Source organism: Aeromonas sp. Y318-1, from assembly GCF_027706125.1.
In the GTDB taxonomy this organism is placed as follows: Bacteria; Pseudomonadota; Gammaproteobacteria; order Enterobacterales; family Aeromonadaceae; genus Aeromonas; species Aeromonas hydrophila.
In genome coordinates, this window is record NZ_JAPDCM010000001.1 from 283,075 (window position 1) to 308,224 (window position 25,150).

Below are 25,150 nucleotides of genomic sequence, written 5' to 3' on the forward strand. Positions count from 1 at the left end.
TCCTGCATAACTAGCACCTGTGCGCTCACTGTGTTGCCTCCGTCCCTGTTCACATCCATTTCAAGCAGTTGTTTTAAGCTCATACTCTAATGCCGCCCATATTTACATAGGGCAACATCAATTAACAGCAAATTAACAACGGAAAAATGTGAGGGAGAAGACAAACCTGGAATTATTGAAAGCCGTCGATTCTACCGAATTTGACAAAATTTTTCGATACAAACCGCGGTCTCTGCCGAATTTTCCATATGAAAATGGTGGTTTCCCACCAAAACGACCCGCTCTATGCGGGCAAACGCGGCATGACGCTGTTGCCACTGTTCCTGCAGGCTAGCAAAACCCTCTGCGCCGGCGATAAACAGCACCGGGCAGCGGATGGCCCGGATCAGCGCCTGGGCCTGCCCTTCGCTCATGCGCATGGGGGAGAGATCCCGCAAACGAGGATCGCTGCGCCAGTGCCAGCGCCCTGCCCGCCCTTCCAGCTGTCGCTCGCAGATGAGGCGGGCCGAATTCGGGCCAATGTCGGCCACCTTGCAGCGCGCCGCCACCGCTTCATCGATGGACGCAAAGCCCTGGGAGGCTCGCTCGCGGGTACGACTGCGATTCAGGATGGCGCGGCGCAGCTGCTCCGGCACCGCTTCATCCGGCTGGCTGAGAGGCCCGAGCCCCTCCAGCAGGATGAGTCGCTCCACCTGCTCGGGGAAGACCCCGGCATAGGCGGAGGCGATCAAGGCCCCGAGGGAGTGGCCAAGCAGCGTGAATGCCGTCCAGCCCGCCGCCTGGGCGATCTGGTAGAGATCGTCCAGCCAGTCGACGAAGACATAGGGCGTGCTCTTGTGATCCGAGTGACCGTGCCCCGGCAGATCGATGCAGACCAGCTGAAAGTGGGTCAGATAGGGGGCAAGGGGCACAAAGCTCGCACTGTTGTCGAGCCAACCGTGCAGCGCAACCAGCAAGGGTTTGCTGGTCTGCTCACCCGACGCGGGCTGGCTCTCAAGCAAGGCCACCCGGCGGCCATCGGCCAGGGTCAGGAAGCGCTCCTGCAGCACGTTGTTCACTCCCGGTCCTAGCGGCGCAGCGGCCGTCTCGGCCAGTAGGGATCATAGAAGGGGTCGTAGAAGTAGGGATCCACATAGCGAACCTCTACCTCCTTGACCGGCGGCCACAGCTTGCTGCCCGTCACCTTGAGCACCGAGAAGCGGTATTTGTGCTCGCCTATCTGGCTGTCGAGCGGCTTGTCGATGGTGCCGAGCACCGTCAGGCTGCGCCCCTTGGCATAGAGGGTCGGGTCGACAAAGCCCTGCATGATGGCCAGAAAACGGCCCGGGCTCTGTTCGGTCTGCTCCGGCACCCCGTTGGACTTGAGCGGCAGATAGACCACCTCGATGACGCTCTGATCCGCCTTGTTGTGTACCGCCGAGATGACCCCGCTCCAGCGGGCCGGTTTACCCTCCAGGCCGGCAAGGGCCGGCTGGTAGGCCACCAGCTGGTTGGCGGGCTCATAGGCCAGCTCTTTCGGAACCGAGCTGCAGGCACCGAGCAAGAGCCCTGCGGCCCCCATCACCATTGCACGCTTCAACATGTCACGCTCCTCTGGCCGGCTGAAACCGGCTGTCAACCACCCGCAATGGGGCATTTTCCCAGCGGCGTGAGCGACATGCCTGCCACTCCCGCCCTTATTCGCGACCCGGCAGCTTTTTCCAGGTCACCTTGTCACGCAAATATACCGGGGTCGCCTGCTCGACCGCTACCGCTTCACCCGCCAGCCAGGCGGTGCGGGCCAGCGGCAGCATGTCTTCTGCGGCCGGGAAACGCACCTGGCTGACCACCAGCTCGTCGGCAAGGGCCTTGAGGGTCTCACCATAGGTCTCGAAACCGGTGCCGACGCAGGTCACTCGACCCGCCAGCTTGCCACGGACGTCAACCAGTGCCGCGGGATCGCTCACCACCTCGTCGCCCACCAGCTGCATGCGGCCATCGATCAGCTCATAGCGACCGAAATAGACCTCGTTCATCCGCGCATCGATGGCGGTCAGCACCTGCTCGGCGCCATCCAGACGATGGGCACCTTGCGCCATGGCGGCCAGGGTGGAGATGCCGATCAGCGGCACGCCGGCCCCAAAGGCCAGGCCCTGCGCCACACCGATGCCAATGCGCACCCCGGTAAAGGAGCCGGGACCACGACCAAAGGCGATGGCATCGAGCTCATCCAAGATTATCCCGGCGTCGTCCAACACAGCCTGAACCATGGGCAGGATCTTGCGGGTGTGATCCCGCGGCGCCTCCTCCCAGCGGGAGAACACCTGCTCCCCCACCAGCAAGGCGGCGGAGCAGGCTTCGGTGGCGGTATCAACGGCCAGGATCTTCAACTCGTTCATGCTTTCCAATCTCTATAAAATCAGTCAATTACATAATCTGCAAGCAGACAGTGCCAGCAGTTTTTCAAAATGTTGCAAGGTTTGCCCGGTCGCGCCAGCGCCAGCCCAAACACGATCACCGCCCGGCGAGCGCCTGCTGCTCGAAGAAATTCCCCAGCATCGCCAGCTCCCGGGTTCGTGGAATGGCGGGCAGACTCTTGATGAAGGTGGCGCCGTAGGGCTTGTTGACCATGCGGGGATCACAGATGACCAGTACTCCATGATCACCGCGATCACGGATGAGCCGCCCCACCCCCTGTTTCAAGGCGATCACCGCCTTGGGCAGCTGGATATCGGCGAAGGGATCGCCGCCCCTGAGCTTGCAGTCATCCACTCGCGCTTTAAGCTGCGGATCATCGGGACTGGCGAACGGCAGCTTGTCGATGATAACACAGGAGAGCGCGGCCCCTCGCACGTCGATCCCCTCCCAGAAGCTGCTGGTCGCCACCAGCACGGCGCGGCCATTCTCGACGAACTCCTTGAGCAGTCGCTGCTTGTTGTCCTCCCCCTGCAGCAGCACGGTACGGCCGATCTCCCGACGCAGCACCTCGGCCACCTGGCGCATCACCTGATGGCTGGTACAGAGAAAGAAACAGCCCCCCGGCGTCTTGTTGATGAGCGGGATCATCAGATTGGCCAGCTGCTCGCCGCGGCCAAAGGCATTGGGCTCGGGCAGAAAGCGCGGCACGCACAGCCGCGCCTGCTCACCATAGTCGAACGGGCTGTCGAGAATAAGCTCGGCGCTGCCGGCCAGCCCCAGCTCGGCTTTGAAGTGATCAAAGCGCATGTCCACCGTCAGGGTGGCCGAGGTAAACACCCAGGCGACCTCGGGGCGCAGCACCTCGGCGCCAAAGCGCTCGGCCACCGACAGCGGGGTCAGGTTGAGGGTAAAGTGCAGCCGCGAGCAGTCGTACCAGTAGGAGAAACCGGTCTGGTTGATGGCCAGCACCTCTCCCAAGCGGGTGCGCAGCTCACTGATCCGCTCGAAACAGTGGTCAAGCTGCTCGCCGCGCCCCAGCGCCAGTTTCAGCACCTCGTAACAGAGCCCGAGGGCATCGTTGAGGCGGGCCAGCGCCTGGCCCCAGAGCGGCTGGCGCAGCATGTCACGGGTATTGCCGCGCCCACCGTCCACCCCGAAGGCGAGCCGCAGATCCTGGCTGGCGATGGCGAGCCGGTCGGCCGCCTTGCCGAGCTGGGCCATGTCGTGGGCCTCGGCCCGATAGGCGAGCTGGATATCCTGCGCCAAATCCAGGATGGTGCGGCTGCCCACCGATTTGCCGAAGTAGTTGGTGGCAATCTCGGGCAGCTGGTGCGCTTCGTCAAACACATAGACCTGCGCTTCGGGCACCAGCTCGCCAAATCCGGTGTCTTTGACCGCCATGTCGGCGAAGAAGAGGTGGTGGTTGATCACCACCACCTGGGCATCCATGGCACGGCGGCGAGCCACCACCAGATGGCAGTCGTCGTAATAGGGACAGTCGCGACCGAGGCAGTTTTCATTGGTGCTGGTGACGTGCGCGAGGATCTCGGCGTTCTCCTGCAGCCCCGGAATATCCCCCACATCGCCGTTGTCGGTGGCGGTGGACCAGGACTTCACCTTGACCAGATCATTGAGTACTTCCGGTTTTTGCAGGTGGGATTCGCTTAACAGCCGGTTCATCCGCTCGATGCAGAGATAGTTGCTGCGCCCCTTGAGCAGGGCCACCGGCGGGGTATAGGAGAGCGCCCCCGTGATGGTGGGGAGATCCCGGTAGAAAAGTTGCTCCTGCAAGTTCTTCGAGCCGGTGCTGATCACCACCCGTTTGCCGGATTCCAGCGCCGGCACCAGGTAGGCGTAGGTCTTGCCGGTACCGGTGCCCGCCTCCACCAGCAAGCGACCATGCTCCTTGATGGCACGCGCCACCGCCTCGGCCATCTCCAGTTGCGGGGCACGGGCTTTGAAGCCGTCGATATGGCTGGCCAGAGGGCCGTCTGGCTTGAACAGGGTCTGGATGGTCAAAAGGGCGTCCCGCAGCAAAAGGGGGCATTATGCCAAAAGTGTGGCAAAAGCGGGACTGATTCTGCGCCTAGACGAAGAGATCGATCTGGTGATCGGGATCCGGCTTGTGATCGTCCTCTTCAGGTGCCGGCTGATCACGCTTGGCCGATGGATAAGGCTGCTGGCGCTGCTGGGAGTCACCATTGTCGGTGCTGGTCTTGCGCAGCTGATGCTTCTGGCTGATCTGGGTCACTTCCCGCTTGATGTCGTCACTGCTCGGGGCGGCTGGTGCCCGGGGCAGAATGGGGAATAACAGGTCCTGACTGGGCATGATGTCGCCTCCTCTGGCTCACCTTGTCTAGTTATCGACCAGAAAACCGTTTTCTCAACTTTAATCGACCAAATCACATTTTCAGGTTGCTTTTTCCGTCAAGGCAGGTAGTTTAAATCGGGCGTCAACTACGACATCTTATTTGTAAAGGATTAATTACATGCAGTTCATCAGCCTGAAGACTCATCACCACCATCATCATCCCGAATAGTCTTTCAGGAGGTTGACTGCTGGAAGACACTTAACTGGTGACTTCCAAAAGGACCGCAAGATTCATAAGCCCTCGGAAGCACTGACTTCCGAGGGCTTTTTCGTTTTTGACTAGAAGGAAATCGAGCAATGGAAACACAACGTCTGCGCATCGCCATGCAAAAATCCGGTCGCCTGAGCCAGGACTCCCAGGCCCTGTTCAAGAGCTGCGGCCTCAAGATCAACCTGCGCGAACAGCGCCTCATCGCCCATGTCGAGAACATGCCCATCGACATCCTGCGGGTACGCGATGACGACATCCCGGGGCTGGTGATGGAAGGGGTGGTCGACCTTGGCATCATCGGTGAGAACGTGCTGGAAGAGGTGCAGCTCATTCGTGCCTCTCAGGGCCAGCCCTTTGCGGTCAAGACCCTCAAGCAGCTCGACTTTGGCGGCTGCCGCCTCTCCCTGGCGGTGCCGGACGACGTCACCTACACCGGGCCACAGAGCCTCGCCGGCAAGCGCATCGCCACCTCCTACCCGGGGCTGCTCAAGCGTTTCTTCGATGAAAAGGGGCTCGGCTTCAAGAGCGTGATGCTGGGCGGCTCGGTGGAAGTGGCGCCGCGCGCGGGCCTGGCCGATGCCATCTGCGATTTGGTCTCAACCGGAGCTACTCTGGAGGCCAACGGCCTCAAAGAGGTGGAGGTGATCTACCGCTCCAAGGCGGTACTGGTGCAGGCGCCCAACCCCTTGTCCGATGCCAAGCAGAAGATCATCGACACCCTGCTGCCCCGCATTCAGGGGATGCAGCAGGCGCGCGAGAGCAAGTACATCATGCTGCACGCTCCCAAGGACAAGCTCGATGCCATCACCGATCTGCTGCCGGGCGCCGAGCGTCCCACCATCATGCAGCTGGCGGGCGAGACCAACCAGGTGGCGCTGCACGTCGTCTCCAGCGAGACCCTGTTCTGGGAGACCATGGAGCAGCTCAAGGCGCTGGGTGCCAGCTCCATTCTGGTGCTGCCCATCGAAAAAATGATGGAATAAGGAAGGGACATCATGCAGACCCTGATCTGGAAGACCCTCTCCCCCGCCCAGCAGGCCGATGTGCTGACCCGGCCGGCCCTGAGTGACGAAGCCGATATCGGCGCCGTGGTGCGGGAGATCATCGCTGCGGTGCGCAGCCGGGGCGACGAGGCCCTGCGCGAGCTGAGCCAGCGCTTCGAGCGCGCCCCCCGTCAGCAACTGCGGGTGAGCGATGCCGAAATAGAGGCCGCCTGCGCCCGCTTGGGTGACGACATCAAGGACGCCATCAAGGACGCCATCGCCAACATTCGCACCTTTCACGCCGCCCAGGTGCAGCCGGTGGTGCGGGTGGAGACCCAGCCCGGGGTGGTGTGCGAGCTGCGCACCCAGCCCATCAACCGGGTCGGCCTCTACGTACCGGGGGGCAGCGCGCCGCTCCCCTCCACCGTGATGATGCTGGCCATTCCGGCCCGCTTGGCCGGTTGCCGTGAAGTGGTGCTCTGCACCCCGTCCCCGGCCAGCGACGAGATCCTGTTCGCCGCCCGCGCCTGCGGGGTCGAGAAGGTGTTCGCCATCGGCGGCGCCCAGGCCATCGCCGCCATGGCCTATGGCACCGAAACCATTCCCAAGGTGGACAAGATCTTCGGCCCGGGCAACGCCTATGTGACCGAAGCCAAGGGCCAGGTGTCGCGCGACTGGCGCGGCGCCGCCATCGACATGCCCGCCGGCCCCTCCGAGGTGCTGGTGATCGCTGACGAGAGCGCCAACCCGGCCTTCGTGGCGGCGGATCTGCTCTCCCAGGCCGAGCACGGCCCCGACAGCCAGGTGGTGCTGGTAACCACCTCGCCGCTGCTGGCCGACGCCATCAACGGCGAGATCAAGCGCCAGCTGGCCAAGCTGAGCCGCCGCGATATCGCCGCGCAAGCGCTCGGCAGCAGTCTGGTGATCCTCTGCGACGATCTGGCAGAAGCCTGCACCATCTCCAACGCCTACGCGCCGGAGCACCTGATCGTGCAGACCCGCGCCCCGCGCGATCTGCTGGACCTGCTTGAAAATGCCGGTTCCATCTTTCTGGGAGCATGGACACCTGAATCGGTCGGCGATTACGCCAGCGGCACCAATCACACCCTGCCTACCTATGGCTATGCCCGCACCTGTTCCAGCCTTGGCCTCGCCGATTATCAGCGCCGCTACACGGTGCAGGAGCTGAGCGCCGAAGGTATTCGTGGCCTTGGCCCCATCGTCGAGCGCATCGCAGAGGCCGAGGGGCTCGATGGTCACAAGAACGCCGTCACCCTCAGGTTGAACGCCCTGTCCGCCGCGCCCCAACAAACAGCACAGCAGAAGGATTTGTCATGAGCATTGCCAACCTGGCGCGCCGCGTGGTGCGGGCCCTCACCCCCTATCAATCCGCTCGCCGCATCGGCGGCAAGGGCCACGTCTGGCTCAACGCCAACGAGGCGCCGCTGGCCTATCCCTTCACCATCGAGGGCGGCCGTCTCAACCGCTACCCCGAATGCCAACCGGCCGAGGTGGTGAACGGTTATGCCGCTTACGCCGGGGTCAACCCCGATCAGGTGCTGGTGAGCCGCGGCGCCGACGAGGCTATCGAGCTGCTGATCCGCACCTTCTGCGAAGCGGGTGAAGATCAGATCCTCATCTGCCCGCCCACTTACGGCATGTACGCCATCAGCGCCGAAACCTGCGGCGTCGGCATCGTCGAGCAGCCGCTCACCGCCAGCCGCCAGCCCGACTGGCCCGCCATCGCCGATCGCCTGTCCGACGTGAAGCTGGTGTTCCTCTGCTCCCCCAACAATCCCACCGGGGATCTGGTGGGTCGCGACGGTCTCATCGCCCTGCTGGAGAAAGCGCGGGATCGCGCCATCGTGGTGGTAGACGAGGCCTATATCGAGTTCTGCCCAGAAGCGTCCGTAGTGGACCTGCTGGCCCGCTTCCCCAATCTGGTGGTGACCCGCACCCTCTCCAAAGCCTTTGCTCTGGCGGGGATCCGCTGCGGCTTTACGCTGGCAAGCCCCGAGGTGATCGCCATGCTGGCCAAGGTGATCGCTCCCTATCCCATCCCCGAGCCCATCGCCCAGATCGCGGCGCAGGCCCTCTCCCCCATGGGACTGGAGCTGATGCAGGAGCGAGTGGTGGAGCTCAACAAGCAAAAAGCCGCCTTCAAGGCCGCGCTGGCAACCCTGCCCTGCGTGAAAGAGGTGTTCGAGGACAAGGGCAACTTCGTGCTGGTGCGCTTTGTGGATGGCGCCGCCGTCTTTGCCGCCATGAAGGCCGCCGGCATCATCTTGCGGGATTTCTCGACCAAGCCTGGCCTGGACAACAGCATTCGCGTCACCATCGGCTATCAGGGCGAGATGGACGCCGTGCTGGCGGTATTGCGTGATCTGCCCTCTCCCACTTTGTAAGACAAGGATGTAGCGATGAAGACCCCGTTTTTGTTTATCGACCGCGACGGCACCCTGATTGAAGAGCCGGTGACCGACAAGCAGGTGGACAACCTCGCCAAGCTGCGCTTCGAGCCCATGGTGATCCCGGTGCTGCGCGAATTGCAGGCCGCCGGCTACGTGCTGGTGATGGTGACCAACCAGGACGGGCTGGGCACAGCCAGCCTGCCGCTGGAGAACTTCCAGCCCCCCCACGCCCTGATGATGCACCTGTTCGAATCGCAAGGGGTGAACTGGGAGCAGGTGCTGATCTGCCCGCACTTCCCCACCGACGGCTGCAGCTGCCGCAAGCCCCACCTCGGGCTGGTGAAGGAGTATCTCGCCTCCGGTCGCATCGACTTTGCCAACTCCTTCGTGATTGGCGATCGCCAGACCGATCTGCAACTGGCCGACAACATGGGCATTCGCGGGATCCGCTACCACCCGCAGGATCACGACTGGCTCGCCATCCGTGATCAGCTGCTGTCCAAGGGGCGCGTGGCCGAGGTGGAGCGTTACACCAAGGAGACCCGCATTCAGGTTGCGGTGGATCTCGACAAGAGCGGCGGTAACCAGATTGCCACCGGCATCGGTTTCTTTGATCACATGCTGGATCAGATAGCGACCCATGCAGGTTTTCGGCTCAAGCTCAAAGTGAGCGGCGATCTGCACATCGACGATCACCACACGGTGGAAGACGTCGGGCTGGCGCTGGGTCAGGCGCTGCGCCAGGCCCTTGGCAACAAACGCGGCATCGGTCGCTTCGGCTTCGTGCTGGCGATGGACGAGGTGCAGGCGGTGATCGACGGTCGCCCCCGCCTGGTTGACGGCGCCAATGACAGTGCCCAGGCCCCCTCGCTGACCAAGCTGGACGTGGCCACCGCGCTCGACTTGAGCGGCCGCCCCTACTTCGTGTTCGACTGCCCGAGCGGTTTTGGCCGCGACAGCGTGGGCGAGATGGCCACCGAGATGGTGCCCCACTTCTTCCGCTCCCTCTCGGACGCCATGGCCATCACCCTGCAGATGAAGGTGGGCAGCGGCAACACCCACCACCAGGTGGAGGCGCTGTTCAAAGGCTTTGGCCGCGCCCTGCGTCAGGCCATTCGAGTGGAAGGGAGCGAGCTTCCCTCCAGCAAGGGAGTGCTGTGATGGATATAAGCAAACAGAAGCTGGTCATTATCGACACCGGCTGTGCCAATCTGGCCTCGGTCAGGATGGCGTTCGAGCGCCTCGGCGTGCAGCCGCGGGTCTCCCGTGAGGCTGCCGACATCGAGCGGGCGGACAAGCTGATCCTGCCCGGCGTCGGCACCGCGGTGGCCGCCATGAAAAACCTCAACGAGCGCGGGCTGGTGCCGCTCATTCGCGCCGCCAAACAGCCGCTGCTCGGTTTTTGCCTCGGCATGCAGATGCTGGCGGAGGCCTCCGAAGAGAGCATGAGTGCCGATGGCAGTGAAGGCGATCTCATCGACTGCCTTGGCATAGTACCGGGCAAGATCCGGCTGATGGAGGTCGGAAATCTGCGCCTGCCCCACATGGGCTGGAACCAGATTGAACACGACGAGACCCATCATCTGCTCAAGGGAATTCCGAGCGGCAGCTACTTCTACTTCGTGCACTCCTATGCGCTGGAGGTGACCGAAGCGACGCTGGCGACCTGTGACTACGGCAAGCCTTTCACCGCCATCGTGGGCGGGGTTGCAGAGCACAGCAATTTCTTTGGCGCCCAATTCCACCCGGAGCGCTCCGGCGCGGCCGGTGCCCGCCTACTGCAAAACTTTTTGGAGCTGTAACAAGGATGATTATTCCAGCCATTGATCTGATTAACGGCCAAGTCGTGAGGCTCTATCAGGGCGACTACGGCCAGAAGACTGCCTACAGCGACAGCCCGCAGGCCCGCTTCGACGAATATGTCTCCCAGGGGGCGGTGCAACTGCACCTGGTGGACCTTGATGGTGCCAAGGATGCCAAGGCGCGCCAGCTCCCCCTCATCGCCCAGCTGCTGTCGGCCACCGAAGCGCCGGTGCAGGTGGGGGGCGGCGTGCGCAGCGAGCAGGATGTGGCAGACCTCTTGGCCGCTGGCGCCAGCCGGGTGGTGATCGGCTCCACCGCCGTCAAATCGCCGGGCCTGGTGGCCAGCTGGATGGAAAAATATGGCCCCGAGCGCATCGTGCTGGCGCTGGACGTCAACATTGATGCCCAGGGCAATCGCCATATCGCGGTGGCCGGCTGGCAGGAGAACAGCGGGGTGACCATCGAGGCGCTGATCGAGCGCTTTCTGCCCGCCGGTCTCAAGCACGTGCTCTGCACCGACATCAGCCGTGACGGCACCCTCTCAGGCACCAACGTCGAGCTCTACCGGGATCTCTGCGCCCGCTATCCGAGCGTCGGCTTTCAGGCCTCTGGCGGCATTGGCGGCATCGAAGACATCGAGGCGCTCAAGGGTTCAGGGGTCAAGGGGATCATCCTCGGCCGCGCCCTGCTGGAGGGCAAGTTCTCGGTAGGGGATGCCATCGCCTGCTGGGGAAATGGCAGCCTGTAAGCAAGCCGCAGCATTGTCATCAGGACGTCGATTGAGAGAGAGGCTCCCTGCCGGGCCGTCCGGCCGGCAGCCTCTTCATCAAGGGGTAAATCGAGGTAAGTCCTTATTACTTGGTAACAATTGACTCTATACTCGAATTCACTGAGACAACGTCACGGAGGACCTATGTTTACATCTCACTCCGCCACCATCCTGATTGTCGATGACTCACCCGAAAATCTGATGGTGCTGACCGACCTGCTCTCTCCCACCTATCGGGTGCTCGCCGCCCAGAGCGGGGAGAAGTGTCTGCGGATCGCCACTGGCAAGACAATCCCGGATCTCATCCTGCTGGATGTGATGATGCCTGGCATGGACGGCTATGAGGTGCTCAAACAGCTGCGTATTACCCCTGCAACCAGTCGTATTCCAGTGGTGCTGCTCACCGCCCTCGCCGACCCCCAGAGCGAGGAGTACGGGCTGTCGCTGGGCGCCGCCGACTACATTACCAAACCCATCAAACCGGCCATCGTCCAGGCGCGGGTACGCACCCAGCTGGAGGCCAAACAGGCCCGCGACGGCCTGCAGAATCAGAACGCGGCGCTGGAGGCCGAGGTGGCACGCCGGATGACCGAGAACGACCTCATCCAGCAAGTCTCCATCCGGGCGCTCGCCCATCTGGCGGAGATCCGCGACCCCGAGACCGGCAATCACATCTTGCGTACCCAGGGCTATGTCAGGCAACTGGCCTGTGCGCTGGCCAGCCACCCCCGTTTTACCGACACCCTGACCCCCCGCTACATCGATCTGCTGAGCCGCTCGGCGCCGCTGCACGACATCGGCAAGGTGGGCATTCCGGATCAGATCCTGCTCAAGCCGGACAAGCTGACCCCGGCGGAGTGGCAGATCATGCGCACCCACGCCAAGCTCGGCAGCGACGCCATCGAAGAGGCCGAGCGGGATATCGAGCAGCCGCTGGTGTTTCTCACCCTGGCCAAGGAGATAGCCCACTGGCACCACGAGAAATGGGATGGCAGCGGTTATCCCGACGGCCTGCAAGGGGATGCCATCCCGCTCTCGGCCCGTTTGATGGCACTGGCGGACGTGTTCGACGCGCTGATCAATGTGCGGGTCTACAAGGCAGCCATGCCGTATGAGGAGGCGCGCGCCCTGATCCTCTCCGGCAGCGGCCAGCATTTCGACCCGGATGTGGTGACGGCGTTTGACAACCACTTCGAGCAGTTCGTCGCCATCGCCGAGCGCTACCAGGATGACAATGAGGCCAGACATGGCTGAGCAGCCCTCGTTGACCCGGGCCCATGTGCTCAACGTCGTGCTCACCTATGCCGCGGTGGCGAGCCTGTGGATCCTGCTCTCCGACAAGGCGGTGGAGTGGTTGTTCAGCACCCCGGCCCAGTTCGCGCTGGCCAGCACCATCAAGGGGTGGCTGTTCATCCTCATCACCGCCACCATGCTCTATACCATGCTGCGCCGGCGCATCGACCAGCCGACGGTGACCACTTCCCCTTCCCGGCGCCAGCTGTTGCCGTTCGTGCTGCTCAACGGCCTGATCCTGGCCCTGACCGCCATGGCCATCGCCCAGAACATCAACCTGACCCAGGACAAGGAGGCCGCCCGGCTCGAGACCATTGCCGATCTCAAGAGCAAACGCATCACCGAATGGCTCAGCGCCCGGGAATTTGACGCCCACATTCTGTTTGAAAACCCGCTGTACGCGGCCCTCTATCGCGAGGCCCAGGTCACCCGGGCCGGTCATGCCAACCTGATGACCAAATTGGACGAATTTATCTCCATTCGCCGCTTCAGTGCCGCCAGCGTGCTCTCGCCAGAGGGCAGCCTGCTGTGGCACACCCCGGATGCCGGCGGCCTGAGCGCCCAGTTGCGCGCGGCATTGAAGGACGCAAAAAGCGGCAGCATCACCCGGGTCGGCCCCTATCTGGACGAACAGGGTCAAGCCCGTCTCGATTTTATCGCCCCGCTCCCCATGGCGGGCGACAAGTCGCCTTTCATCGTGCTGCAAATAAGCCGCAGTGACTGGCTCAACAACATTCTCAAATCCTGGCCGGTGCCGGACAGCAGCGGTGAGGCCCTGCTGTTTCGCCGCAGCGGCGATCAGATCCAGTTTCTCAACGATGTGCGCTATCGCCCCGGTTCGGCTCTCACCCTGCATTTGCCTGTCAGCAGCAAGGAGTTGCTGGCAGCTCAGTTCCTGCAGCAGAGTCGCAATGATGAGGGCAAGGCGCTCTTCTTTGGCAAGGATTACCGCAACACGCCGGTATTTGGCACCGTACAGCCGGTCATGGGCACCGACTGGTATCTGCTGGCCAAGATAGACAAGGCCGAACTCACCCAGGCGGAGCTCAAAGAGAGCATCTGGATCGGGCTCATTGGCCTGCTGGTGCTGCTTATCGCCAACACCGGCATCGTACTGCTGCGCCAGCACACCCGGTTGCAGATGGCCGAGCAGGTTCGCCAGTCCCAGGCCGGCCGCCTGCAGGCGCTGCAACTGCTCTCCGCCATCGCCGACAGCTCGGAAGATGCCATCTTCGCCAAGGACAGAGAGGGCAAATACATCCTGTTCAACCGCGCCGCCAGCCAATTTGTCGGCAAATCGGCCAGCGAGATGCTGGGTCAGGACGACATGGCCATCTTTCCCCCCGATCAGGCACGCATGCTGATGGCGCTGGGTGAACAGGTGATCGCCAACAGCCGGGTACAGACCCAGGAGGAGTACCTGACCCTGCCAGGCGGCGAGCGGGTGTTTCTCGCCACCAAGGGGCCGCTGCAGGACAGCGATGGCCAGGTGATAGGCATCTTCGGCATCTCTCGCGACATCACGGATTTCAAGCGTGCCGAATCGGGCCTGCGCGAGCGGGAGGGGCTGTTTCGCGCCCTGGTGGAACAGTCACTGGCCGGCATCTACATCATCCAGCAGGGCCAGCTCTGTTACATCAACCCAGGTTTTGCCCGCCTGTTCGGCTACGCCTCGACCGCTACTCTGCTCAAAATTGGTACCCTGCACGCCCTCGCCAGTCCGAAAGACAGTGCCAGGGTGGCTGAGCAGCTGCAACGCTGCGAACAGGAAGACAGCGAGATCCACACCCGCTTCACCGCCCTGCACCACGACCACCAGAACATCGAGATGGAGCTCTATGGGCGCCGTGTCGACTATCGCGGCCAGCCCGCCGTGCTTGGCCTGCTGCTGGATGTCACCGAACGCGAACAGGTCGAACAGGCCCTGACCCGTCAGGCCAGCGAGCTCCGCCAGCAAAACAATGAGCTGGAGCGGTTCAACAAGGTGATGGTGGACCGGGAGCTGGCCATGCTGGCCCTCAAGCACAAGATCAACGAGCTGTCACTTCAGCTCGGGCAACAGCCCCCCTATCCGCAGGCCCCCACCCCGCCGGAGGAGTCCCTATGACGCGCTGGTCTTCACTGTGGCACCTTCGCCAACCCAGACAGCGCTGGGGGGTCTGCCTGCTGGCTGTGCTGCTGCCCGTGCTGATGCTGCAGATCCGGGTCCAGCTGCCCATCGCCTTTGGCGAGCGGCCGTTGCTGGTGCTGTTCATGCTGCCCATCACCATCTGCGCCCTGCTCGGTGGCCTGCTGCCCGGCCTGCTCTGTACCCTGGTGAGCGGTCTGCTCACCACCTACTTTCTGCTCGCCCCGCTTCATGAGCTGCGCATCGGCGCCGGGCAGGATCTGGTGCAGTGGGGCATTCTGATCGCCAACGGCGTTCTTATCAGCCTGCTCAGCGCAGCCGTGCACCGCTCCCGCGCCCGGGAAACCCAGCGCTGGCAAGAGCTCAGCAGCATCCAGTCCCGCCTGCAACAAAGCGAGACCCGCTTCCAGGCTACCTTCGAGCAGGCTGCGGTCGGCATCGCCCTGGTCTCCCCGGATGGCAAGTGGCTGCGGGTCAACCGGCGGTTGTGCGACATGCTGGGCTACCAGGCCGACGAGCTGATGGGCATGACCTTCCAGCAGATCACCCACCCGGATGATCTCTTCATCGATCAGACCTACGTGGCCCAGATGCTGGCAGACGAACGTCAGCACTACACCCTGGAGAAGCGTTATCTGCGTAAAGGCGGCGAGGTCCTCTGGATCACCCTGACGGTGGCGCTGGTCAAGGATCTCAAGGGAAAACCGGATTACTTCATCTCGGTCATCGAGGATCACCAGCAGCGCAAGGAGACCGAAGAGGCGCTGCGCCGCAACGAGGGGATCCTGCGCGAATCCCAGCACCTGGCCAAGATCGGCAACTGGCGCTGGAACATCGCCGACGACAGCCACTTCTGGTCGCCGGAGATCTACCGCATCTATGGCCGCGATCCTTCCTTGCCCCCCGCCATCTACCCCGAGGTGAGGAAGTACTTCACCCAGGATGGCTGGCGCGCCATCGCCCAGTCGGTCGAGCGCTGTCTGCAGGATGGCCTGCCCTACGAGTGCGACGCCGAGGTGATCCACGAGCAGGGCGAACCCATCTGGATCATCGCCCGCGGCGCCGCCCTGCGCGCCAACGACGGCACCATCGTCGAGCTGTATGGCACCGTGCAGGACATCACCGAACGCAAGCTGGCCGAGCAGCAACTGCTGCACAACCAGCAGGTGGCGCTCGATACCCAGCGCCGTGCCAGGCTGGCGGCGCTCAACCTGATGGACGACGCCATCAGCGCCCGCATCCGCGCCGAAACCACCAGTAGTGCTCTGCGCGAGAGCGAGCAGCGGCTGCTGATGGCCCAGGAGGGAGCCCACGTCGGGATCTGGGAGTGGAACATGCAGGGTGGCCGGCTCTTCTTCTCCCCCGAATGTGCCCGCCTCTATGGTCGCAGCGCCGAACAGCTCAGCGAGTTCAAGCAGTGGCACAGCTGTCTGCACCCGGACGACAAACCCCGCCTCGACAAGTTGCTGGCCGAGCTGCCGGCAAGCGGCAAACCCATCGAGATCGAATTTCGCATCCTCCTGCCAAACGGCGACGTGCGCTGGCTCAGCAGCAAGGGCAGCATCTACCGGGATGCCCAGCAGCGCCCGCTGCGCCTGCTCGGCATCCACCTCGACATCACCGAGCGCAAGCAGGCCGAGCAGCAGTTGCGCCAGCTTTCGCTCGCCCTGGAGCAGAGCCCGGATGGCGTCTTCATCACAGATACTCAGGCTCGCATCGAATATGTCAACGTCGCCTTCCTGGCCGCCAGCGGCTACCAGCAGAGCGAGGTGATAGGGCAGACCCCTTCCCTGCTGCGCTCCGGGCTTACTCCCAAGGCCACCTACATCGCCCTGTGGGATGCCATCAAGCGCGGCCAGCGCTGGCACGGCGAGTTCATCAACCGGCGCAAGGACGGCTCCCACTATCAGGTGCTCGCCACCGTCTCCCCCATTCGCCAGGAGAACGGGGCCGTCACCCACTACGTGACGGTGCAGGCCGACATCACCGAGAAGAAGCAGCTCGGCGAGGAGCTCGATCAATACCGCTACCACCTGGAGGAGATGGTCAACGAGCGCACCCTGCAGCTGGCTCAGGCTCATCAACGGGCGGAGAGTGCCAACCGCGCCAAGAGTGCCTTCCTGGCCAACATGAGCCACGAGATCCGCACCCCGATGAACGCCATTTTGGGGCTCACCTACCTGCTCAAGCGCGACACGCCGGATCACACCCAACAGGATCGACTGGAGAAGATCGACAACGCCGCCCAGCACCTGCTCACCATCATCAACGACATCCTGGATCTCTCCAAGATCGACGCAGGCAAGATGGCGCTGGAGCAGAGCGACTTCTCCCTTACCGCCATGTTGGACAACGTCAGCGCCCTGATGAGCGAGCAGGCGCGCGCCAAGGGGCTCACCATCATAGTCGACATCGGCGATACCCCGGCCTGGGTGCACGGCGACATCACCCGCCTGCGTCAGGCGCTGCTCAACTACGCGGCCAACGCCATCAAATTCACCGAACAGGGCTCGGTCACCCTGCGGGTCCGGGTGGATCACCCGCTTGCCGGCGGCTATCTGCTGCGCTTCGAGGTGGAAGATACCGGCATCGGCATCAGCCCGGAGCAGAGCGAGAAGCTATTCCAGGCTTTCGAGCAGGCGGATGTCTCCACCACCCGCAAATATGGCGGCACCGGCCTTGGGCTGGCCATCACCAGCCGGCTTGCCACCCTGATGGGCGGGGAAGTCGGGGTCACCAGCACCCTTGGCAAGGGCAGCTGCTTCTGGTTTACCGCCCGCCTCGCGGTGGGTCAGGGCGAACCGCAACAACCGGCACCGCTCGAGCAGACGGTGCAGCAGGCCCTCTTCTTTGCCAACCACGCCAGGGTATTGCTGGTGGAGGACAACGCCATCAACCGCGAGGTGGTGCTGGAGCTGCTCAACAACAGCGGCCTCGTCATCGAGACGGCGGTCAATGGTCAGGAGGCGCTGGAGCGCGTCAGCCAGCACCCATTCGATCTCATCCTGATGGACATACAGATGCCGCTGATGGATGGCTACAGCGCCACCCGGGCCATCCGGGCCCTGCCGGGCTGGGAGCAGGTCCCCATTCTGGCGCTGACCGCCAGTGCCTTCGAAGAGGACAGAAAGGCCTGCAAATCCGCAGGCATGAACGATTTCATCGCCAAACCGGTGACCCCCACCAAGCTGTTCGAGGCGCTGCAGCAGTGGCTGCCCAGCAGCACGGCCGCCGCTCCCAGATACCAGCGGCGAACGACTGACCTGCTGACCGGTCCCCTCACCCGCCTGCAAAACCTGCCCGGGCTGGATCTGCAACAGGGGCTGGCGGCGCTGCAGGGCAACCAGAGCAAATACGTCGCCCTGCTGCGCCACTTTGCCAGCGAGCACAGCCAGGACATGCAGCAGCTGGAGAGCCATTTGCACGCTGGCGACAGGCCAGCCGCCAGCCGGCTGCTCCACACCCTGCGCGGAGTGGCAAGCACCCTTGGGCTGGTGGAACTGGCCGCCCAGAGCCAACAACTGGAGCAGGATCTGGCCAACAACAGCCAGACCCTGGCCGAGCGGATGGCCCCCATTGCCCGCCTCCTCAGCGAACTGCCCAGTCTGCTGGGGGAGGAAGAACCCAGTCCCGCCGCGAATGCCGCGCCGCTTGGCAGCCATTGGCAACAACAGCTGCTACGCCAGATTGAGGAGTTGCTGGTGCAGAGCGACACCGCCGTGATCCCGCTGTTTGAGCAGTACGCGGCCCCCCTGCTGCTCACCTTGGGGACGCCAGGCGAGATCCTGGCTCGCCAGCTGAAAGTATTTGATTTTGACGGTGCCCTGCTCACCCTTCGTGAGCTGCTGGCAGCAGATGGCTCTCAGCCAGGCTTGAGCGGCCAGGCGCCGGCTGGCACCAGCCGGCATCAGGGGCCGAGCAAGCTGGATAAAGGGTTGAATCACTGAATAAAGTCGTGCATATAGTGGTACTCCCCCGAGTGAAGACGCCGCCCGTTTCGGGTCTCTTTTTCCCGCTCAGGAACCCGCTGTTAAAGCATGCAAGCCACCTTTTTCACTCGCCGCCGGGCCCTGGGCCCGTTGGCAACAACGTTAGTTTTAACAGTGCTTTACATGGAGCAACGAGCATGTTGTCAAAGCGTATTATCCCCTGTCTCGACGTCAAAGATGGCGTGGTGGTCAAGGGAGTGCAGTTTCGTAATCACGAGGTGATGGGCGGCATCGTCGAGCTGGCCCGCCGCTACGCCAGCGAGGGGGCCGACGAGCTGGTGTTCTACGACATCACCGCCTCGAGCGATGAGCGGGTGGTGGACAAGAGCTGGGTGAGCCGGGTGGCCGAGGTCATCGACATCCCCTTCTGCGTTGCCGGCGGCATCAAGAGCGTGGAGGATGCCCGCCAGATCCTGGAGTTCGGGGCCGACAAGGTCTCCATCAACTCGCCGGCGCTGGCCGATCCAACCCTTATCACCCGACTGGCCGAACGCTTCGGCGTGCAGTGCGTGGTGGTGGGCATCGACTCCTATTTTGATGCGCAGAGCGGTCACTATCAGGTCAAACAGTTTACCGGCGACGAGAGCCGCACCCGTACCACCGCCTGGCATACCCTGGATTGGGTGCAGGAGGCGCAAAAGCGTGGCGCCGGTGAAATCGTGCTGAACGTGATGAATCAGGATGGCATGCGCCAGGGCTATGATCTCGAGCAGCTCAAGCTGGTGCGGGCCGTCTGCAAGGTGCCGCTCATCGCCTCCGGCGGCGCCGGTGCCATGGAGCACTTTCGCGATGCCTTCACCCTCGCCGACGTGGACGGGGCGCTGGCCGCCTCCGTGTTCCACAAGGGCCTTATCCCCATTCCCGAATTGAAACGCTTGCTGAAAAATGAAGGAGTCGCCATCCGTGAATAATCAAGCAGTAAACAACGAGCAGCCGCTCGCCGAACGTCTGGACTGGGCCAAATGTGACGGCATGATCCCCGCCATCGTCCAGCATGCCGCCAGCGGCGAAGTGCTGATGCAGGGGTTCATGACCCTGGAAGCTTTGGATAAAACCCTGGCGACCGGTCAGGTCACCTTCTTCAGCCGCAGCAAGCAACGCCTCTGGACCAAGGGGGAGAGCTCGGGCCATGTGCTCCAGCTGGTCGCCATCACCACCGACTGCGATCAGGACTCCCTGCTGATCGCCGCCAACCCCGTCGGTCCCACCTGCCATCTGGGCAACCCCTCCTGCTTCGACGGTCACCCCGTGCCGCCGCTCGGCTTCCTGGCCGAGCTCGAGCAGATCCTGGCAGCCCGCAAAGGCGCGGATCCGGCCACCAGCTACACCGCCAGCCTCTATGCCAAAGGCACCAAGCGCATCGCCCAGAAGGTGGGTGAAGAGGGTGTCGAAGTGGCGCTGGCCGCCATGGCCAAGGATCGGGAGGAGCTCATCAACGAATCCGCCGACCTGCTCTATCACCTCACCGTACTGCTGCAAAACGAGGGGCTGGCGTTGAAGGATGTGGTACAGCGACTTTATGAGCGCCACAACAAATAATTGTTGAACTCATATCGACAAAACGGGCCATACAGGCCCGTTTTGTTTTACGGCTGTCGCAACTTCAACTGCCCAGCTGCTGGCGCAGCATAAATTTCTGCACCTTGCCAGTGGAGGTTTTCGGCAGCGGGGTGAAGATGATGCGTTTGGGGGCCTTGAAATGGGCCATCTGCTCACGGCAAAACGCAATCAGCTCGGCCTGGCTGAGTTCGCGCCCCTCCTTGAGCTTGACGAAGGCGCAGGGCACCTCCCCCCACTTCTCGTCCGGCATGGCGATCACCGCCACCTCGTCCACATCGGGATGGCGATAGAGCACGTCCTCCACCTCCAGACTGGAGATGTTCTCCCCGCCGGAGATGATGATGTCCTTGGATCTGTCCTTGATCTCCACGTAACCGTCCGGGTGCCAGACCGCCAGATCGCCACTGCGAAACCACCCCTCCGCCATCGCCTCGGCGCTGGCAGAAGGATTCTTGAGATAGCCCTTCATCACCACATTGCCGCGCAGCACGATTTCGCCCATGGTCTTGCCATCCCGGGGGACCGGCTCGCCGCTGACCGGATTGATGACCCGCATCTCTCCCTGCAGGGGTGAGGCTACCCCCTGACGTGCTTTCAGACGCGACAGCGTGGTGGCATCTTGCCCCTGCCAGCTTCTTTGCGGTTCGCACAACACGCAGGGGCCATAGGTTTCGGTGAGGCCGTAGACGTGGGTCACGGCGATCCCCATCGCCTCCATGCCGGCGATCACGGTGGCGGGGGGCGCCGCCCCTGCCGTCATCGCCTTGATGGGGTGATCGAGCCCGCGTTTGAGGGCCGGATCGGCGTTGTTGAGCATGTTGAGTACGATGGGCGCGGCGCAAAAATGGGTCACCTTGTGCTCGTGCAGCGCCTCATAGATGGCTGCCGCCTGCACATGGCGCAGGCAGACACTCACCCCTGCGGTAGCTGCCAGGGTCCAGGGGAAGCACCAGCCGTTGCAGTGAAACATCGGCAGGGTCCAGAGATAGACGCTGTGCTTGGGCAGCTCCCAGGAGAGCACGTTGTTTACTGCATTGAGGTGGGCGCCACGATGGTGATAGACCACCCCCTTGGGGTTGCCGGTGGTGCCGGAGGTGTAGTTCAGGGAAATCGCCTGCCACTCATCTTGCGGCAGCCAGCCGGGCTCATCCCCATTGCCCTCTGCAAGAAACGCCTCATAGTCGAGGTCACCGACCAGCTCCCCCTCTCGGTAGAGGGGATCGTCGATGGCGATGAGCAGCGGCGCGAGTTCAATCAATGTCAGCGCCTTGCGCACCACGGCGCCGAATTCCCTGTCTACCAGCACCACCTTGCTCTGGGCATGCTGGAAGATAAAGGCCATCGACTCGGCATCGAGCCGGGTGTTGATGGTGTTGAGCACGGCGCCGCTCATGGGCACCCCGAAGTGGGCCTCGAACATGGCCGGGGTATTGGGGGCGACGATGGAGACGGTATCCCCCTCGCCGATGCCGCGGCGGCGAAGGGCCGAGGCCAGCTGGCGACAGCGCTGCTCGGTCTGGGCCCAGCTCTGGCGCAGGGGGCCGTGGATCAGCGCCGGATAGTCGGGGTAGACCCGGGCGGCCCGCCCCAGAAAGCTGATGGGGGTCAGCGCCTGGTAATTGGCGGGATTTTTTTCCAGATCGCGCTGATAGATGTTCTGCTCTGTCATCGGGTTCCTTCCTCGCAGGTAGCAAAAGCGGTGCGCTCCCGGGAGCGCCGGCAACCACCCTCTGGCGTCCTGCCAGAGGGTGCTCGTATCGGGGATCACAGCCTAGCGCGAGGTGATGGTCGCAGGTATTAGCAAAACGTCTTAGAGGCGCCGTGCTGGCGCCGCTAGTCTGACCAAGCTGCATGCTGATGCCTGTTTTTTCAGCGACAAATGTCGACGGCCAATATCCTCGGCATAAAACCCGGCAAATAATGAATATGCTGATGCTTGCATGCAAGCTGGCCATAGCTGGTTGCAGGCTTGTCGATATCGATATATTTATAAAAACCGCCAGCTGGATATTTATGGCATAAGAAAGCGCATCCTTTTATTGCCAAGAAATTAATGACAAATTTCTCATGAAATATATTTTGTGACGGCTTCCATAAAGCAGGCCCGCAGTGCTGTTCATGCGTCCCCTCGGCGGGTTATGGTTTCTTGATGAAACAATCTACCGGATTTTCAATATCAGGCCAGATTTCTCGCCATACGATGCGCCACAACCAGTGAGTTTGCGCACGCCCGCTGCATGACGAAGGAACCCTATCGACCCGATATTCCGCCGAGCCCGAACCTGCTTTATTGAGGAGCATTTTATGTGTGCCGAGCCGAATACCAAAACCCGCAGACAATTTCCCACCGCGTTTACCATTTTGTTTTTGATCATGTTGTTGGCCATCGCCCTCACCTGGATAATTCCGGCGGGCGCCTATGCCAAGCTCTCTTATAATGCCGCCAGCCATATGCTGACCATCAATACGCCGCAAGGGGAAACCCGGCGCGTGCCCGCCACTCAGGATGAGCTGACCAGGCTCGACATCAATATCGGGGTGGAGCAGTTCGTCAACGGCACCATCCGCAAGCCCATTGCCATCCCCGGTACCTATGAGCGGCTGGCCCAGGCACCGAAGGGACTCTCCGACGTGGCGGTGAGCATGGTCAAGGGCACCATAGAGGGGGCCGACATCATCGTCTTCATCCTGGTGCTGGGGGGGCTGATCGGCGTCATCAACAAGACGGGGGCCTTCAACGCCGGGCTGGTGGCGCTGTCGCACAAGACCCGCGGCAACGAGTTCCTGTTTGTGGCGCTGGTCTGCTTGGTAATGGCGCTGGGGGGCACCACCTGCGGGCTGGAGGAGGAGGCGGTCGCCTTCTATCCCATCCTGGTGCCCATCTTTCTGGCACTCGGCTATGACGCCATCGTCTGCGTGGGGGCCATCTTCCTTGCCGCCTCCATGGGCACCACCTTCTCCACCATCAACCCCTTCTCGGTGGTGATCGCCTCCAACGCCGCCGGCATCCCCTTTACCGAGGGGCTGAGCGTTCGCGCCGTCGGCTGTCTGGTGGGCACCCTGGTGGTGATCGGTTATCTCTACTGGTACTGCAAGAAGATCAAGGCCAACCCGGCCTTCTCCTACACCTATGAGGACAGAGAGAGCTTCCGGGCCCGCTTCCTGAAAGAGGGTGCCCTCGATGAAGGGGTCCCCTTCACCCTGCGCCGCAAGATCATCCTGACCCTGTTCATCCTCGCCTTCCCCCTGATGGTGTGGGGCGTCTCCATGGCTGGCTGGTGGTTCCCGCAGATGGCGGCCTCCTTCCTGGCCGTCGCCATCGTCATCATCTTTATCTCCGGCCTCAGGGAGAAAGAGGCGGTCGAGGCCTTCACCCAGGGGGCATCGGAACTGGTGGCGGTGTCGCTCATCATCGGGCTGGCGCGGGGGGTAAATCTGGTGCTGGATCAGGGGATGATCTCGGACACCATCCTGGCCTATGCCTCCAGTCTGGTGGCCGGCATGCACGGCGCCGTGTTTGCGGTGGCCCAGATGCTGGTGTTCACCCTGCTGGGGCTGGTGGTGCCCTCCTCCTCGGGGCTGGCGGTGCTCTCCATGCCCATCATGGCACCGCTGGCGGATACCGTGATGATCCCGCGCTACATAGTGGTGTCGGCCTACAACTGGGGGCAGTACGCCATGCTGTTCTTGGCCCCCACCGGACTGGTGCTGGTCACCCTGCAGATGCTCGGCATCCAGTTCAACCAGTGGGTCAGGTTCGTGCTGCCCATGGTGGGCTTCGTGCTGGGTTTCGGCGCCCTGATGCTGGTGGCGCAAGTGATGCTGATCTAGGGCACATGGCCCCCGCCCCGGCGGGGGTCATGCCTTACCCAGGGCGCAGATCTGGGGGGACTAGTGGCGCACCCTGTGCTGCTGGCGAAAACAGAAGAGCTTGAGGCTGATGTCGGCAAGGTCGGCGGGCAGCTCCTGCGCCGTCTCACAGAGAGGTTGATAGAGGGAGTCCAGCAGCCGCTGGGCTTGTTCCCGGGTGATGATGCCGGCCTGCACGGCCGGTTGTATCCATCTTGGCAGCATCGACATATGAACCCCCTTGCTGACCGGATGACCGCAGCCGAATCTGGCCTGACTGCGGGTGGCGTCTGCCGGCTCACATGGGTGCGAGCCGCAAGAGACGCGCGATTGATCCTCTCTGCCAACAGAGCAAGCATAATGCTTGCCGTGATCTGTTATCGGCCGCCAGCCATCCTGGCAACAATGATTAATCAAGCGGTTGGCGCGCCCTGACTGGCCCTTGTTGACGACTAGGCCCCCCTTGTTTGCCACTGCGCCAGCCGGTGGTGGCAGCAGATTGGCGCAAAATGGGAAAATAGGCCCAGCTGAATCGCAAAATGCCACTCGCAGATCGCGTTTGCTGCCTTCCCCCCCGCCCCTTGTCGCCAAAGCCCGACACCTTTTTGACGAGGCTCTTTTCGGTGCAGTCAGGGGCTGTCGTGCCCGCACCGGCGTTGCCTTGTGCCTCCTTGCCCTTGTGCCAAGATGACCGCAAGCAAGAGACGCATCCCGTGATGCATTTGAGGAGAAGAGAAAATGAACAAATCCATGTTGGCAGGAGTCGGGATCGGTGTGGCCTCTGCGCTGGCCTTGTCAGCCGCCGCCAGCGGATCCCTGTTTTCATCACAGCCTCAGTTCGCCGAAGTGCTGGCCAGCAAAGCGGTGACCGAGACCATCAAGACCCCCCGTCAGGAGTGTCGCAACGTCAGCGTGACCCACCGCAAACCGGTGCAGGACGAGCACAAGATCCTGGGTACCGTGGTCGGCGCGGCACTGGGCGGCGTGCTCGGCAACCAGTTCGGCGGCGGCAACGGCAAGAAGGTGGCGACCGCCGCAGGCGCCGTGGCGGGTGGCTATGCCGGCAATCAGGTACAGGGCAACATGCAGGCCGGTGATACCTACACCACCACCGAGCAGCGTTGCAAGACGGTGCAGGAGAGCAGCACCCGTACCCTGGGCTATGACGTCACCTATCGCCTCGCCGGTCAGGAAGGGGTGATCCGCATGAACAAGGCCCCCGGCGCCACCATCCCGGTCAAGGATGGCAAGCTGGTGATCGACGGCCCCCAGAGCGGCACCTGATCCCGTCGGCTTGTCCAGCTCAGAGGCCCATCCTGGTGATGGGCCTCGCTGTTTTTAGCGCTCTTGGCCGACAACAGAAACAACAGAAAGGGGCCCGCAGGC

20 protein-coding genes and 1 other annotated feature are annotated in these 25,150 nt (G+C 62.7%); of the genes, 13 read left to right on the forward strand and 7 right to left on the reverse strand.

The window, feature by feature from the left end; all coding sequences use genetic code 11:
* Positions 1–191: 191 nt before the first annotated feature.
* From OKB87_RS01220 to OKB87_RS01240, 5 genes are all read right to left on the reverse strand, one after another.
* Entirely contained in the window at positions 192–1,058 is an 867-nt protein-coding gene (locus OKB87_RS01220; RefSeq protein ID WP_270826176.1) for an alpha/beta fold hydrolase, read from the reverse strand.
* Positions 1,059–1,066: 8 nt separating this feature from the next.
* Positions 1,067–1,582, reverse strand: a complete 516-nt coding sequence (locus OKB87_RS01225) for a Slp family lipoprotein (RefSeq protein WP_016350775.1) — start codon at positions 1,580–1,582, stop codon at positions 1,067–1,069.
* A gap of 94 nt (positions 1,583–1,676) precedes the next feature.
* On the reverse strand, positions 1,677–2,378 hold the full coding sequence (gene tsaB / locus OKB87_RS01230; RefSeq protein WP_270826177.1) for a tRNA (adenosine(37)-N6)-threonylcarbamoyltransferase complex dimerization subunit type 1 TsaB: 702 nt from the start codon (positions 2,376–2,378) through the stop codon (positions 1,677–1,679).
* Between the two features lie 115 nt (positions 2,379–2,493).
* On the reverse strand, positions 2,494–4,416 hold the full coding sequence (locus OKB87_RS01235; RefSeq protein WP_024945368.1) for an ATP-dependent DNA helicase: 1,923 nt from the start codon (positions 4,414–4,416) through the stop codon (positions 2,494–2,496).
* Positions 4,417–4,483: 67 nt separating this feature from the next.
* Positions 4,484–4,726, reverse strand: coding sequence for a hypothetical protein (locus OKB87_RS01240; RefSeq protein ID WP_011706055.1), 243 nt, complete (start codon positions 4,724–4,726; stop codon positions 4,484–4,486).
* Positions 4,727–4,912: 186 nt separating this feature from the next.
* Positions 4,913–5,041, forward strand: a sequence feature (His leader region).
* 24 nt (positions 5,042–5,065) lie between these two features.
* Between OKB87_RS01240 and hisG the strand changes: the two genes are divergently transcribed.
* The 11 genes from hisG to hisIE all read left to right on the forward strand — a co-directional run bounded on the left by hisG (position 5,066) and on the right by hisIE (position 19,894).
* Positions 5,066–5,962 carry an ATP phosphoribosyltransferase gene (hisG, locus tag OKB87_RS01245; protein ID WP_017408376.1) on the forward strand — a complete coding sequence of 299 codons (897 nt, stop codon included), beginning with the start codon at positions 5,066–5,068 and terminating at the stop codon, positions 5,960–5,962.
* Positions 5,963–5,974: 12 nt separating this feature from the next.
* Complete coding sequence (hisD, locus tag OKB87_RS01250) at positions 5,975–7,300, forward strand: histidinol dehydrogenase (RefSeq protein WP_270826178.1); 1,326 nt, start codon at positions 5,975–5,977, stop codon at positions 7,298–7,300.
* On the forward strand, positions 7,297–8,367 hold the full coding sequence (gene hisC / locus OKB87_RS01255) for a histidinol-phosphate transaminase (RefSeq protein WP_270826179.1): 1,071 nt from the start codon (positions 7,297–7,299) through the stop codon (positions 8,365–8,367). The genes hisD and hisC overlap by 4 nt, the downstream gene beginning before the upstream one ends.
* Positions 8,368–8,382: 15 nt before the next feature.
* Positions 8,383–9,534 (forward strand): bifunctional histidinol-phosphatase/imidazoleglycerol-phosphate dehydratase HisB, encoded by a 1,152-nt coding sequence (hisB, locus tag OKB87_RS01260; protein ID WP_270826180.1) that lies wholly within the window; start codon positions 8,383–8,385, stop codon positions 9,532–9,534.
* Positions 9,534–10,175, forward strand: coding sequence for an imidazole glycerol phosphate synthase subunit HisH (gene hisH, locus OKB87_RS01265; RefSeq protein WP_270826181.1), 642 nt, complete (start codon positions 9,534–9,536; stop codon positions 10,173–10,175). Before hisB ends, hisH begins: the two co-directional genes overlap by 1 nt.
* A 5-nt stretch (positions 10,176–10,180) precedes the next feature.
* Complete coding sequence (gene hisA, locus OKB87_RS01270) at positions 10,181–10,924, forward strand: 1-(5-phosphoribosyl)-5-[(5-phosphoribosylamino)methylideneamino]imidazole-4-carboxamide isomerase (RefSeq protein WP_102988714.1); 744 nt, start codon at positions 10,181–10,183, stop codon at positions 10,922–10,924.
* A gap of 165 nt (positions 10,925–11,089) precedes the next feature.
* Positions 11,090–12,199, forward strand: coding sequence for a response regulator (locus OKB87_RS01275; RefSeq protein ID WP_016350784.1), 1,110 nt, complete (start codon positions 11,090–11,092; stop codon positions 12,197–12,199).
* On the forward strand, positions 12,192–14,345 hold the full coding sequence (locus OKB87_RS01280; RefSeq protein ID WP_270826182.1) for a PAS domain-containing protein: 2,154 nt from the start codon (positions 12,192–12,194) through the stop codon (positions 14,343–14,345). Before OKB87_RS01275 ends, OKB87_RS01280 begins: the two co-directional genes overlap by 8 nt.
* Positions 14,342–18,313, forward strand: a complete 3,972-nt coding sequence (locus tag OKB87_RS01285; RefSeq protein ID WP_270826183.1) for a PAS domain S-box protein — start codon at positions 14,342–14,344, stop codon at positions 18,311–18,313. The genes OKB87_RS01280 and OKB87_RS01285 overlap by 4 nt, the downstream gene beginning before the upstream one ends.
* A 179-nt stretch (positions 18,314–18,492) precedes the next feature.
* Complete coding sequence (gene hisF / locus OKB87_RS01290; protein WP_270826184.1) at positions 18,493–19,266, forward strand: imidazole glycerol phosphate synthase subunit HisF; 774 nt, start codon at positions 18,493–18,495, stop codon at positions 19,264–19,266.
* The gene (gene hisIE / locus OKB87_RS01295) at positions 19,259–19,894 is read left to right on the forward strand and encodes a bifunctional phosphoribosyl-AMP cyclohydrolase/phosphoribosyl-ATP diphosphatase HisIE (RefSeq protein WP_270826185.1); all 636 of its coding nucleotides are present in this window, start codon (positions 19,259–19,261) and stop codon (positions 19,892–19,894) included. The genes hisF and hisIE overlap by 8 nt, the downstream gene beginning before the upstream one ends.
* A gap of 64 nt (positions 19,895–19,958) precedes the next feature.
* On the opposite strand, the gene OKB87_RS01300 is transcribed toward hisIE, so the two are convergent.
* Entirely contained in the window at positions 19,959–21,584 is a 1,626-nt protein-coding gene (locus OKB87_RS01300; protein WP_270826186.1) for an acyl-CoA synthetase, read from the reverse strand.
* A gap of 635 nt (positions 21,585–22,219) precedes the next feature.
* Between OKB87_RS01300 and OKB87_RS01305 the strand changes: the two genes are divergently transcribed.
* Complete coding sequence (locus OKB87_RS01305; RefSeq protein WP_270826187.1) at positions 22,220–23,746, forward strand: YfcC family protein; 1,527 nt, start codon at positions 22,220–22,222, stop codon at positions 23,744–23,746.
* A gap of 60 nt (positions 23,747–23,806) precedes the next feature.
* Here the strand turns inward: OKB87_RS01305 and OKB87_RS01310 are convergent, their stop codons facing one another.
* The gene (locus OKB87_RS01310) at positions 23,807–23,995 is read right to left on the reverse strand and encodes a hypothetical protein (protein WP_017764436.1); all 189 of its coding nucleotides are present in this window, start codon (positions 23,993–23,995) and stop codon (positions 23,807–23,809) included.
* Between the two features lie 507 nt (positions 23,996–24,502).
* Here OKB87_RS01310 and OKB87_RS01315 point away from each other — a divergent pair.
* A complete protein-coding gene (locus OKB87_RS01315) occupies positions 24,503–25,048 on the forward strand; it encodes a glycine zipper 2TM domain-containing protein (RefSeq protein ID WP_029300832.1) in 546 nt (181 codons plus the stop codon).
* Positions 25,049–25,150: the final 102 nt, after the last annotated feature.